This window comes from Erwinia magellanica, assembly GCF_039023495.1.
GTDB lineage: Bacteria > Pseudomonadota > Gammaproteobacteria > Enterobacterales > Enterobacteriaceae > Erwinia.
This window is the reverse complement of the sequence record NZ_JBCHVC010000001.1, coordinates 1,005,024-1,018,107: the sequence shown is the minus strand read 5'-3', so window position 1 is coordinate 1,018,107 and position 13,084 is coordinate 1,005,024. Positions and strand designations below refer to the sequence as shown.

Genomic DNA, 13,084 nt, shown 5'->3' with positions numbered 1-13,084 from the left:
GAGAAAAAGGCATAAAAAAGCCTCTTAAACAGAGGCTTAGTTCAAATAGTGGGTGAAAAAGGGGCATGGGTAAAATCGATTCAGCGCCGGTAAAGCGCATGCAGTTTTTCCTGACAGGCAGATATATCATGCTCATTTTTAATTCTTTCAATGGCCGCCGCCGCTTTCTGGCTAATCTGAGTGGGGTCTTTCACAATCGCCAGGATATGAGCCTTAAGCTGAGTAATGATCTGCTGACGCACGAAATTACGATCCTGAATCGAGGTGACGCTGTAGTCTAAATCGTCATTAAGGGAGTGATAACCTGCAAGCCAGCACTCAACGGGTTAATTTCTGGCCATGACAACGGTTTTTCCATTATCACCTTTGCCAGCTCGGGGCGGCGCTGGTAAAGCTTTTTCCATCTGCTAGGCCGCGTCAGACATCGCGATCAAAGCGAGACAGTTTTCTGCGGTAAGGGCCGGAGCAAGTCTCTCCAGCTCAGTAAAAATGCCTTAGATTTTGTAAACACTGTAGGCGCACAAAAGGGGCTGAAGAGCCTGCCCCTTTACCTTTCTTTGTGAAACGAACCTCCTCCTTAAACTTCTTTAGCTCCGTTCAATCTTTTTAGCCGCATCATCAAGCGCATCAATAATCGCATAAAGCGTTTGCTGGCTGACGCCGGCTTGCGACAGGCGGCCATTCAGCGCCATTTTCATATTTTGAATGGCGCGCTCCACTTCAGGAATAGTGCGGTTATTCACTAACACAGCCATTGAAGTCAGGCGGGCAATCACTTTTTGCAGGTGGGCGTGATTTTCCAGCAGCTGTTTCTCCCCCTCTGGCTGTAGGGTGAAAGCCTTTCTTGCCGCCTGCGGCTCTTTGATGCGAATGTATTCCATCTCTTCCAGCAGGGCCAGATTTGGGTAGATGATGCCAGGGCTTGGGGTATATTCCCCTTTAGATAACTCTTCTATGGATTTGATCAGCTCGTAGCCATAGGCAGCCCCCTGCGAGATAAAGTGCAGAATGAGTAAGCGAATATCCGCTGCATCGAGCATTTTTTCGCGCCGTTTTTTACGCACGATGGCATAAGCGTCCTGTTGAGCTGCATCCTGTGAAGCGTGAGGGGATATTTTCATTGCCAGCCTGAGCTAATTAGCGGGAGCCTGGGTAGATGCTCCCTGAGGGTTTTCAGTTAAGCCTGTTTCTGATGCCAGTAAGCTACGCCTCTGACAAAATCGCTTTCGCGTCCGCGCGGGCCGGTGAAGTAATCGCTCAGCAGTTTTACCGCCGCCCCTTCACCGGTTAGCCAGATGAAATAATCTTCATCCGGCAGCGTAATCTCGTTAAGTTGAGCTATCAGTGGTGCAACATTTTCGCGGCTCATGCTGCCACTTCCCAGCCAGGTCACTTCAACGTTTTCCAGAGACCCAAGATAGTCCCTGCCCGTTGCTTCATCCGTCCAGGCAAACAGCTTAATCTGGCTACCGCTAAGGGTCTGCAAACGGCGTTTGAAGGCAGGCAGACCCGTTTCGTCACAGATATAAAGCTGGAACTCATAATCTTCCGGCACCACCAGCGATCCTCTTGGCCCGCCAATGGCCAGCTTATCACCCGGTTTAGCGCTGGCTGCCCAGTCGCTGGCCACGCCAGATTCATGTACATAGAAGTCGAGGGTCAGGCGCTGTTGCAGGGGATCAAAAAAGAGGGGCGTGTAATCACGGGCGACCGGCCTTACGCCATCCTTCCACACCACGCCATCTTCAGTGATTTCCGGAAGATGGAACTCACCGGTTTGCGGATCAGGAAAAAAAACTTTGATATGGTCATCAAAACCGGAAGAGGTAAACCCTTCCAGCGCTTCTCCGGCAAAAGTAATGCGGTAAAAACTGTTCGCAATGAACTCGCTGGCGATAACCTCAACCGGACGAAAACGCAGTTCATTTCTGACACGACGCGGCACGCGCCGATTTTTTTCAATCACTTCCAAGCTAAATCTCCCCTGTGAGGCTGGCAGGCCCGTCACGAGCCTGCCTGACCATAATGGTGCAAAATATATCTATGATATATCTTAACCACAAGGATGATCTGTGCTGTCAGTTGTCACACACGGATAAAATATTAAGGTTTAGCAGCCGCAGAGACTCGCCAGACCCGGTTTCCGCCATCATCAGCAATCAGCAGACCACCCTGCCGATCCTCCGTCAGCCCTACCGGTAACCCACGAACCTCTTTCTCGTCATCCGTCAGGAAACCGCTGACAACCTGTTTGGGTTGACCTACGGGCTTGCCATCTTTGAAAGCGACCCAGATGACCTGGTAGCCATTCAGCGGTTTACGGTTCCAGCTGCCATGTTCACTGACAAAGGCACCGCCACGGTAATCCGCAAGGTTACTTCCCTGGTAGAACCATAACCCCAGTGGGGCAACGTGTGAGCTAAGCGCATAATCGGGTTTCAGGGCTTTGGCAACCAGATCCGGACGCTGTGGTTTGACGCGCTCATCAACATGTTGCCCGTAATAGCTGTAAGGCCAGCCGTAGAAGCCGCTCTCCTGCACTGAGGTCATATAGTCAGGCACTAAATCGGCCCCTATTTCATCCCGCTCATTGACGATAGCCCACAGCTTCCCGCTCTGCGGTTCCCACTGGAGGCCGGTTGGGTTACGTAAACCACTGGCATAAATGCGGCTGGCGCCAGAGGCCACATCAATTTCCAGAATAGCGGCGCGGCGGTATTCTGCTCCGATGCCGTTTTCAGTGATATTACTGTTGGAGCCAACGCCAACATACAGCTTGCTGCCATCTGGACTTGCGACCATCGATTTAGTCCAGTGGTGGTTAATCGGCCCACCGGGTAATTCAGTCAGCTCACTGCCTGCATCGGTAATTTTCGTTTCACCCTCTTTATAGGGGTATTTTCTGACAGCATCCGCATTCGCCACATACAACGTATCGCCAATCAGCTGTACGCCAAACGGGGAGGAGAGATTTTCCAGGAAAATGTGTTTTTCCCAGGTTTTACCGTCGCCACTGCTGTTGCGCAACAGTGTAATGCGGTCGCCACCGGCACCCCCTTTACCGGACGCGCTCTGCACAAGGCCGGTAATCAGCTCCTTGGGCTGTGATGTGGGCGATTTTGGCCCGCTGCCTTCCACCACCAGGATATCGCCATCAGGCAAGGTATAGAGCTGGCGTGGATGCTTCAGGCCATCGGCAATCTGCTCAATTTGCAGGCCTTCAGCCACTTTGGGCTTTTCACCCTGCTTCCAGTCCGTGCTGCCTGGTACCTTCATCGGAGGAAGAAGGAAGTTTTTCGCCGCGGGGAGTTCAGGATTCGCGCCAGTCTGGCGGGAAGGATCGATTTTTGCGCCATCGTCACAGCCGGAAAGAGTTAGCGCAACGGAGACAGCCAGCAGTGAGAGGATTGTTTTCATCAGATAACCTCCTGAGTACGGGTACGTAACGCGTACTGAACATTAGAGAAAAGCAGCAGGAGGACCACCAGCGTAGACAAAATAACGCCCGCCGGAACGACAGCATAAGCATCACGGCTGTGGATAAAGGCGTTGAAGATCGCCAGTACGATAGCCAGCAGCCAGGCCCAGAAATGGAGCTTTACCGGCGAACTCTGCGGATAAGCGCGCCCTACCCAGACCTGCACCAGGTTTATCAGACGTGGGATCACGGCAAGGATCAGCCCAAAGGCGATAAGCCAGCTGGCAGCGTGAGTCCAGAAGACTTCCGTGCTGTAAACGTAAATGATATCGAAGATCCATGCGGCGACAAAAAAGCCCAGCGGCACGGGGTTTAACAGTGAGTAGAGCGCAATAGCCAGCGTGGAATTACGCGAGGATGCTTGGGTTGACATTTACAGGCTCCTTTTAAGGTAAGCACGTAACGGCGCTTTTTTCGATCGCCGTCACGCATGCCTGTAAAAGGTTAGTAAATTTAACAACTTTCTGTTGATAAAAGTGACCGAATTTTTCAGCTTAACACCCTGGCAGTGGCATTATGATGCTTTTCGCAGGGTAGAAAGGCGCTGAATCTGCTGCCCGTCGGCGTCAAAATTACCGGCACTCAGCCAGCGCTCGAAGCCTGTACGCAGGGTTTGCCATTCGCTGTCAATAATTGAGAACCAGGCGGTGTCGCGGGTTCGGCCTTTGTAGATCAGAGCCTGACGAAATATGCCTTCAAAAGTAAAGCCAAGGCGTTCAGCAGCTTTGCGTGAAGGGGCATTCAGGCTGTCGCACTTCCATTCGTAACGGCGGTAGCCAAGCCGATCGAATGCATAAGTCATCAGCAGGAAATGGGCTTCCGTAGAGAGCGGGGTGCGCTTCAGTGCAGGGGAAAAGGTGACATGCCCCACTTCCATCACGCCATGAACCGGCTCGATGCGCATCAGCGCCAGGGTACCCACCGCCCTGCTGTTTTTGAGATCGATGACGGCGAAATGCACGGCATCACTGCTTGTCGCTGCGGCGTTAAGATGACCACGGAACTGATTTTCATCCTCGAACGGCCCGGTGAACATATAGGTCCAGTCACGGCCATCGGGTGCTTTGCCATAGGCTTCATAGAGATCGTTAAAATGTTTTTCACTTTCCAGAGGCTCAAGCCGACAGAAACGCCCTGACAGAACCACGCGCTCCGGGCGCGGGCGCACGCTCCACTCTTCAATCGCTTCACCAATCGGTTGCTGGTATTTATTCACTCTCTGAGTCATGGCTTCTCTCCGTTAAAATAATGTGAACCCAGGCTCATTCTCTACCTGCTGTCTGAGAAGCGGTGGGCAATCCTGCACAGCTACTGCAAAAAACGTTCAGGGTGATCCGCCTGCGGCTGCTGGTAATCATTATATCGCCCGAACAGGCGATAGCGGTTTTTGGCTATCATGTCGTAACAAAAGTTACTTAGCGCCCCAGGCAGAAAGCGCAGAACGGAGAAGCAGCGCCACGGAAGCGGCAACTGTTTCATCACGCGGAAGATCGCTTCTGCGCGAAAATAGACTTTGCCCTCTTCCATCAAAACAATGGTATTGATGTTATCGGGGGATAAGCCCGCTTTTATCAGCAGGTCGCGACCAGTCTGGGTCTGCACGGCACAGAGCCTGACCTGATGTTTGTGGTCGTGCCGGATAATAAAATTGACCCAGCCCCTGCAAAGCTTGCAGACGCCATCATATAAAACAATCCGCGGGCTGGCTTCGTTTACGCCATTCGGGTTCATCTTCTGCATTTTCGATCCGCCTGTCTGTAGAAATACGCACTTTACTGCACGCTAATCGTTCAATAACATTGCTTTAGTCTGGCATATTCTCTAAATCTGGCATTCATTTACTTCTTCTCCTGTTCCGAAGAGCTGGCAGGCAACAATGACGTCGAGTACCCCAGCAGAGTCCAGACACCGGCTGGCTCTGGAGATGCTAAAACAGGACGACGCTGGCCGGGATGAGATCCTCAGCAAATTCACCGCTTTGGCCAGCCAGCTGCTGGACGTGCCGGGCAGTTTTGTCTCGGTACTGGATGATAAGCAACAATATATTAAAGGCGCTCAGCAGTTCGCCCTGAAACAGACCTCACTTGAAGATGCATTATGCCGCCATACGGCCTCCTGTGGCACCTTGCTGGTCTGCAAAGATACACTTCAGGATGCACGCTTTTCCACTCATCCGCTGATCCTGGCCGCCCCCTATATCCGCTTTTATGCCGGTGCGCCTTTACGCACGCGGGATGGTACGGTCATCGGCACGCTTTGTGTGGCTGATACCAAACCCCATGAATTCTCCCAGGAGCAGGTCGAACTGCTGGAGCTGCTGGCGGCCATTATGACCGCCTGGCTGGACGCCTGGTACAGCTCGGGCTTCCGTGACGTTGTCACTCTGTTGCCCAACCGTCATAAGCTGATGCAAGATATCGAGTTGCTGGAGAAGGTTTCGGGAGAGACGCCCCACCGGCTGGTGCTGATTGACTGCATCAACACGCCCAGAGCCTACGAGATTGCCCGCTCTCTGGGCATGGCAACCATGGAAACCATCCTGAAAGGGATGGCCACTATGCTGCGTGAACGGCTCAGGCTGAATGAAGAGGAAGTGCTCTACTCCGTTTCTACCGGCCGTTTTGCTCTGCTTACCAGCATCAACTCTCCCCACTGGCTTGAGGAGATTAGCGAACGTCTGGGCAAAATACATGCGCAGGTGTATGAAGATATCTCTATCGATTTAGCTGTCCGACTGGGCGAAGTCAGCTTTATCCCGACCCAATGCCCGGCTCCTGAAGTGCTGCGCCGCAGCGTCAGCGCGCTGCATGAAGCCACTGGACAGAACAAGCCCTTTCTGAGCTATGACGCGCAGATCGATCATCGCCGGAATCTGGATTTCAGGCTGATGCACGATTTGGCGGCGGCTTTACGCGATGGCAACGACCTCTATCTGGTTTACCAGCCTCAGATTTCGTTACACAGCGGCGCTCCGGTGGGCCTGGAAGCGTTAATTCGCTGGGAACATCCTGAGCTGGGCAATATTCCTCCCGCCGAGTTTTTGCCGCTGGTGGAAAAAACCAGCCTGATGGCTGAGGTTACCAACTGGGTGATCCTGACGGTGCTTTCCCAGCTAAAGAAGTGGGGTGACAGAGGGCTTCAGCTACCTGTCTCGGTTAACGTCAACGTGAGTGATTTCGCCCGCGCCGGTTTTGCCGACTGGCTTGAGACGCAAGTGCATGAGGCTGGCGTGCCCATTTCCCTGCTGCGCATTGAGTGTCTGGAAACGGAAAAAGTGCTGGAAAGCCCGCTGGCTATGGCCGGGCTGAATTTACTGAAGCGGCAGGGATTCAGCCTGTCACTGGATGATTTTGGTTCCGGCTACAGCAATATAAACTATCTGCGGCGGATCCCGGTTGATGTGATCAAGCTCGATCGCTCCCTGATTTACCGACTCGCTACTGATGACGCCAGTCACACCATAGCCAGACATATCATTACCATGCTGAAGGAGCTGAATTACGTTGTGCTGGCTGAAGGCGTGGAAGATCATCAAACGCTGCTGATTTTAAAACAGTTGGGCTGTGATGAAGCTCAGGGCTTCTTTTGCAGCAGACCCCTTCTGCCTGAAGGGGTCGGACAATGGCTACAGGAGCGGAGTAAACCAGAGGGCTGACTCAGCTTTCCTGCCATACAGTTTGCGCATTGGTAAACTCGCGGATGCCGAAGTGGGAAAGCTCGCGCCCAAAGCCACTCTGCTTGACGCCGCCGATGGGCACGCGCGGATCGGAGAAGCTCGGGGAGTTAATAAAAACGCCACCGGTTTCAATCTGCGCCGCCAGCGTTCTGGCCCTATCCAGATCGCGACTCCACAAGCTGCCGCCCAGGCCAAAGTCTGAGTTGTTGGCCAGGGCAACAGCTTCACTGGCATCTTTCGCCACAATCAGTGAGGCGACCGGCCCGAACAGCTCCTGTTTAAAGCTGGTCATGCCGGGTTTAACGTTGCTTAAAACGGTTGGCGCATAGAAATTCGCCGCCCCTGGAATGATATGGCCGCCCAGCAGACACTCTGCTCCCTCTTTCAGGGTTGCCTGTACCTGCGTGTCCAGCTCATCGCGCAGATCGTAGCGCGCCATGGGACCGATATAAGTCTCTTCTTCACGCGGATCGCCCACCTTCATCTCTTTAACGGCAGCAACAAATTTATCGCGGAATTGGTCAAAAACAGACGCTTCCACAATAATGCGCTTGGCGGCAATACAGATCTGCCCGCTGTTCATAAAACGCCCGGAAATGGCGCCTTTCACCGCTGCGTCGATATCCGCATCGGCCAGCACGATAAAGGCATCCGATCCCCCCAGCTCCAGCACGCTTTTCTTGATAGCTGCCCCGGCCAGAGCGGCAATGGCTGCACCGGCGCGCACGCTGCCAGTCAGCGTAACGGCAGCGATCCGACGATCCCGGATGATTTTTGCCACCGCCTCGTTATCGGCATTGACCACTTTAAAAAGCCCTTCAGGCACGCCAGCTTCCAGCAGAATGGATTGCAGCAGCAGCGCACAGCCCATTACGTTTGGCGCAGGTTTCAGGAAGTAACTGTTGCCGGCCATCAGAATGGGTACTGCGCCTCGCATAATCTGCCACACCGGGAAATTCCACGGCATCACGGCCAGAATCGGGCCAAGCGGCAGATACTGCACAAAGGCTTTATTGTTTTCAACCTGCGCAGGTTCCGGCTTGAGGAACGCCGGGCCTTGTTCCGCATACCATTCGCACAGACCAGCGCTTTTCTCTACTTCGGCCAGACCCTGAGTAACAGGCTTGCCCATTTCATCCGTCATCATTTCTGCCAGCTCACGGGCATGCTGACGCAGCCCGGCGGCCATCTTCAGCAGCAGCTGGCTACGGGTGGCAACGGCGGTACCACGCCAGGCCTGGAAGGCAGACCAGGTTTCCTGAAGAGCAAAATCCACTTCCGCAGCAGAAGCAAAAGGCATCTGACGAGAGATATCGCCCGTGAAAGGATTACGTGATACGGCACCAGTGGAAACAGTCATAAAGCTCTCCTGAAGACCAGAACAACTGGCCGGAAATAAAGAATCAATGTGTTAATGCCTTTATCATAGGCTTGCGATACATTCTTTAAAAATGAATAATAATGAAAATATCCTTCTCATTTCGGGAACATTATGGACTTAACTCAGCTGGCAGTGTTTTGTGCTATCGCAGAAGAAGGCAGCGTCACCGCTGCGGCAGAGAGGCTGCACCGGGTGCCCTCCAATATCTCTACGCGGCTACGCCAGCTGGAGGAGGAGCTGGGTGTCGCCCTGTTTACCCGTGAAAAGCTGCGCCTGCATATCACTGACGCTGGCAGAACGCTGCATGAGTACGCTGGCAGAATTCTGGCGCTCACCGAAGAGGCTCGCCAGCGGGTTTCCAGCCAGCAGCCCGCTGGGGTATTTACGCTTGGCGCCATTGAAAGCACCGCAGCCGTGCGCCTGCCGCCGCTGATTGCGCGCTATCATCAGGCCTGGCCGGAGGTGGAGCTGGATCTCTCCACCGGCCCTTCGGGGGATATGATTGAGGGTCTGCTTGCCGGGCGCTTTAGCGCAATATTTATTGACGGGCCGCCCAGACAGCCACAGCTGGAAGGCATCCCGGTTTTTGCTGAGGAGATGGTGCTGATCTCTTCCCTGAATCATCCGCCAGTGACCTGCGCGACAGATATTGCCGGATCAACCATTTACGCTTTTCGCGCCAACTGCTCTTATCGCCGACTGTTTGAAAACTGGTTTGCCAGGGATAACGCCGCACCGGGCAAAATTTTCGAGATGGAGTCCTACCACGGCATTGTGGCCTGCGTCAGCGCGGGGGCGGGTCTGGCGATGATCCCAGAAAGTATGCTGCAAAATATGCCTGGCAGAGAGAGCGTACTTGCCTGGCCGCTGGCAGAGCATCGCGGTCACCTCAATATCTGGCTGGTGTGGCGCAAAGGGCATACCTCTGCCAATCTCCGTGCGATGATAAATATGCTCGAAGTGAACCAGAAGGCGTGCCAGTCTGCTGAAGATAGCGCAAAAAAAAAGCCTGTCCGGGGACAGGCTTGATGCACAATCTGCCAGAATTACATCTGAACCAGATTTTTGATTTTCACGTCCGGATTAACGTCCGCTTCGTAGTCCACGCCCTCAAGGCCGAAACCAAACAGGTGCATAAACTCCGTTTTGTAGCCCACAAAATCCGTCAGCTCATTCAGGTTTTCGTTGGTCACGGTTGGCCACAGTTTGGTGACTTCATCCTGCACTTCCGGCGCCAGCTCTTTATAGTCGGCGCGCAGACGGCCTACGTCATCCATAATCGGTGAGCTGCCGTACAGGCTCTCTTTGAACAGGCCATAAACCTGCTCAATGCAGCCCTCGTGTGTGCCTTTCGCCTTCATCACTTTGAACAGCAGTGAGAGATAAAGTGGCATCACCGGAATAGCGGAACTCGCCTGAGTAACAACCGCTTTCAGTACCGAAACGCGGGCGTCGCCGCCCTTTTCTGCCAGGGTGTCGCGGATTGTCAGGACGCGCTTGTCCAGATCCTTCTTCGCTTCACCGATGGAGCCGTTCCAGTAGATGTCATGCGTAATCTGTTCGCCAAGATAGGTAAAGGCGGTGGTTTTTGCGCCATCAGCCAGCACGCCTGCGGCTTTCAGATCGTCAATCCACATCTGCCAGTCTTCACCTCCCATCACCGCTACAGTGCCGTCGATCTCTTCCTGTGAAGCTGGCTCCAGAGTGATGTCGGTGATGGTTTCTTTATCGGTGTTCAGACCACGAGTGGTCAGCGTTTTGCCCACTGGCTTCAGGGTAGAGTTAAACACTTCGCCCGTTTTCGGATGGGTACGACGCGGCGCAGCCAGGCTGTAAACCACCAGATCCACCTGCCCCATATCCTGTTTGATCAGCTCAATGGTCTTCTGTTTGACCGCATCGGAATAGGCATCGCCGTTGATGCTTTTCGCATAGAGGCCTTTGGCCTCTGCCAGCTCTTCAAAGGCAGCAGAGTTGTACCAGCCTGCGGTAGCCGGCTTGGTTTCTTCACCAGCACGTTCAAAGAACACGCCCAGCGTATCGGCTTCACAACCGAAAGCAGCAGAGATACGTGCTGCAAGGCCGTAACCGGTAGAAGCACCGATCACCAGCACCTTTTTCGGGCCGTTGGCGATTTTGCCCTGGCTGGTCACGTAGTCGATTTGTTTTTCAACGTTAGCTTTGCAACCCGCCGGATGGGCAGTAACACAGATAAAGCCACGGATGCGTGGTTTAATAATCATGTCGACCTCAATTGATACTGTCACAGTAAATATGGGCAGTAGAATACCCGCTTGTGCCGGTTCAGGCAAAGTTAACGGGCAAAGGATACCTTTTCATTCAGCCAGTTGCTCACTCTTCGCGCAGCCTGGCTGCTCCTGCATCAGTGGCTGACATGGCACCAGTTGCGCAGCTGGTTGATGCCGCCATCCGGAGAAGTATAACCAATACAGCCCAGGATGCTGTCGAAGAGCTTCTCGTGGAAGACTGGCGTCTTATTTTTCGCCAGCGTTTTCAACTGCTGGAAGGCGCTGGCATTATCAGGCTGGCGCAGGAATTTATCAGAGGCCCAGACCATGATCGGTACCGTACGCTGAGCCATCGGGGCTTCATTACGTGGGGTGCCATGGAAGTGCATATTTTTTGAGATCGACTCACCGTGATCGGAGGCATAAAACACAATGGCGTTCTTGTCGCGCAACTGGTTGAACACCTCTTCCAGCACATGGTCGGTATAGAGCAGGCTGTTATCGTAAGAATTGACCATCTCTTCCGTTGAACACTGGTCATCAATACCCTGACACTCCGGCTGATATTTCGCGAAGGATCGGGGATAGCGCTCGGTATATAAGTAGTGAGAGCCTTTGGTATGCAGAATAACCAGATGCTTGCCCTGGGGATGGCGCTCGATGGAATCTTTCAGCTCGCTGACCAGCGCCATATCATCAATCGGTTTGCCGACATTGCGCTTCTCGGACTGGATGGTTTCACGCAGCGCATAATCATCCGCCAGCACTTTATTGTAGAACCAGGCTTCACTCTGCATAGAGAAGAGTTCAGAGGAGAAGCCCTGTTTTTTCAGCACCGAGAAAACGTTCATCTCTTTTAAGGTGCGCTGCGGCGCTTCGGAAGCGCCCCCTTCTCTTACAAACATGCAGCGCAGCGAGAGCTTGGTCGAGGTATCACACGAATAGCCCTGCAAGGCCGCCAGATTCGGTTCTTTATCCAGATTAGGCGTGTTGTCACGATCGTAGCCATAAAGGCCCATATGATCGCGGCGCGCGCTTTCACCAATCACAAAGACCACGTAGAGATCGTTAACATCTTTGGGTGGCGTGTAGGTAAAGTGCGCTGCCGGATCAAACAGATTGCGGCTGTCCTCAGCCTGGCTCCAGCTGCTGTAGGCGAGCAGCCCCATTCCGGAAAGCCAGTTAGAGGGAGAGTAAGTTCCTGCCACCACGCCGCCGTAGCTGGCCATCATCCGGTTATGCTGTTTGTCCATCTTGTCCTGATGCTTGCCCATCACCTTCAGCGGCAGGAAGCAGCAAAGCCCGGCGGCGAGCATAATGCCGCCCCGGCGCAGGAAAGAGAGGCCGTTTTTACGGCGAATAGCCGCTTCGGGCATGGGTGCAAGCCACAGTACCAGCAGCGGCAGCAGGCTTACCAGTACCGTCCATACAGAAAAATGCCAGCCGACCGACTCGCGGGAGAGATCAAGACTGTCGGTCGCCATCACCGCCGCGATAATGCCGTAACCGATATCCACATTGAAGAAGATCATGTAGTAGCTGGCACAGACCGAAAAGATGATCAGCAGCGTAATCACTATCCTGAACAGCCAGCGGCCCGCCATTGAAGCCAGCAGCGTGGTAAACAGAACCAGCATAAACGCCGCGACTATTTCAATACCGGTAGAGAGCGCCGCATCATAATGAAGCTGATGAAAGCGACGGAGAAAAATCGGGAAATTAAGCAGGATGCCAATATAGAAAGCAATAAAACAACAGACCCGCGTCTGGGTCAAAAAATGCAGTTTTTTCATCTGGTTCTTCGTCATTGCCGGTGAATGGCGTGACAGCAACCCAACGTTAATGTTGCGGAAACTGCCACAATAATGCGTAAGCAGAATGTCAGACAAAGTAAAGATGTGAGAGTTTAGCGAAGCGCTAAAAAGAGGACTGTTATAATGTAACGAAAAGTGTAGGCCAGCCTCATGCCTTGCCTGGCCCTGCTGAACCTTATCTTTCCCTTCCGGCTGATCAGCGCAGGAGAGGCCAAAGTTTGATCCCATTCAAAGTTCTGATAAATAAAGCCAAAGCCGCTGCTATGCACCTTTAATGCATAACTATTAGCATTTCTGTCACCCCGGCCCTGAGAACGGGACAGATCATAACTAATTATTCGCCTCCGCCCCCTGCCATCCCGACTTACAGCAAAATTTCACACTTAATTAACGAATTGGAAACGTCTGTTTGATGGTAAATTCTCTCGCGCATAAGTCAGATGCACTGACCCATTCCCGGTTTCGCAGTACATATAACTAATTTAA

12 protein-coding genes are annotated in these 13,084 nt (G+C 53.2%); 3 read left to right on the top strand and 9 right to left on the bottom strand.

All coding sequences use genetic code 11. The annotated features are described in order from the left end of the window. Nucleotides 1-65 precede the first annotated feature (65 nt). Nucleotides 66-281, top strand: coding sequence for a hypothetical protein (locus tag AAH450_RS04690; protein ID WP_342909132.1), 216 nt, complete (start codon nt 66-68; stop codon nt 279-281). A 306-nt stretch (nt 282-587) separates the two neighbouring features. Here the strand turns inward: AAH450_RS04690 and AAH450_RS04685 are convergent, their stop codons facing one another. From AAH450_RS04685 to AAH450_RS04660, 6 genes are all read right to left on the bottom strand, one after another. Continuing rightward, nucleotides 588-1,121, bottom strand: coding sequence for a PadR family transcriptional regulator (locus tag AAH450_RS04685; RefSeq protein ID WP_342909131.1), 534 nt, complete (start codon nt 1,119-1,121; stop codon nt 588-590). Between the two features lie 56 nt (nt 1,122-1,177). Beyond that, on the bottom strand, nt 1,178-1,972 hold the full coding sequence (locus AAH450_RS04680) for a siderophore-interacting protein (RefSeq protein WP_342909130.1): 795 nt from the start codon (nt 1,970-1,972) through the stop codon (nt 1,178-1,180). 131 nt (nt 1,973-2,103) lie between these two features. After that, the gene (locus AAH450_RS04675; protein WP_342909129.1) at nt 2,104-3,417 is read right to left on the bottom strand and encodes a PQQ-dependent sugar dehydrogenase; all 1,314 of its coding nucleotides are present in this window, start codon (nt 3,415-3,417) and stop codon (nt 2,104-2,106) included. Further along, nucleotides 3,417-3,851 (bottom strand): DUF2231 domain-containing protein, encoded by a 435-nt coding sequence (locus AAH450_RS04670; protein ID WP_342909128.1) that lies wholly within the window; start codon nt 3,849-3,851, stop codon nt 3,417-3,419. Before AAH450_RS04670 ends, AAH450_RS04675 begins: the two co-directional genes overlap by 1 nt. Before the next feature lie 141 nt (nt 3,852-3,992). After that, nucleotides 3,993-4,706 (bottom strand): GNAT family N-acetyltransferase, encoded by a 714-nt coding sequence (locus AAH450_RS04665; RefSeq protein ID WP_342909127.1) that lies wholly within the window; start codon nt 4,704-4,706, stop codon nt 3,993-3,995. 80 nt (nt 4,707-4,786) lie between these two features. Further along, on the bottom strand, nt 4,787-5,209 hold the full coding sequence (locus AAH450_RS04660) for a thiol-disulfide oxidoreductase DCC family protein (RefSeq protein ID WP_342909571.1): 423 nt from the start codon (nt 5,207-5,209) through the stop codon (nt 4,787-4,789). Between the two features lie 145 nt (nt 5,210-5,354). On the opposite strand from AAH450_RS04660, the gene AAH450_RS04655 reads away from it, so the two are divergent. Then, a complete protein-coding gene (locus tag AAH450_RS04655; RefSeq protein WP_342909126.1) occupies nt 5,355-7,133 on the top strand; it encodes a sensor domain-containing diguanylate cyclase in 1,779 nt (592 codons plus the stop codon). Nucleotide 7,134: 1 nt separating this feature from the next. On the opposite strand, the gene AAH450_RS04650 is transcribed toward AAH450_RS04655, so the two are convergent. Then, a complete protein-coding gene (locus AAH450_RS04650; RefSeq protein WP_342909125.1) occupies nt 7,135-8,514 on the bottom strand; it encodes an NAD-dependent succinate-semialdehyde dehydrogenase in 1,380 nt (459 codons plus the stop codon). Between the two features lie 132 nt (nt 8,515-8,646). Between AAH450_RS04650 and ptrR the strand changes: the two genes are divergently transcribed. After that, nucleotides 8,647-9,564, top strand: coding sequence for a putrescine utilization regulator PtrR (gene ptrR / locus AAH450_RS04645; RefSeq protein WP_342909124.1), 918 nt, complete (start codon nt 8,647-8,649; stop codon nt 9,562-9,564). Nucleotides 9,565-9,581: 17 nt separating this feature from the next. Here ptrR and fabV read toward each other — a convergent pair whose 3' ends face one another. Next, nucleotides 9,582-10,778, bottom strand: a complete 1,197-nt coding sequence (fabV, locus tag AAH450_RS04640) for an enoyl-ACP reductase FabV (protein ID WP_342909123.1) — start codon at nt 10,776-10,778, stop codon at nt 9,582-9,584. A 140-nt stretch (nt 10,779-10,918) separates the two neighbouring features. Further along, the gene (eptB, locus tag AAH450_RS04635) at nt 10,919-12,577 is read right to left on the bottom strand and encodes a kdo(2)-lipid A phosphoethanolamine 7''-transferase (protein ID WP_342909122.1); all 1,659 of its coding nucleotides are present in this window, start codon (nt 12,575-12,577) and stop codon (nt 10,919-10,921) included. Nucleotides 12,578-13,084: the final 507 nt, after the last annotated feature.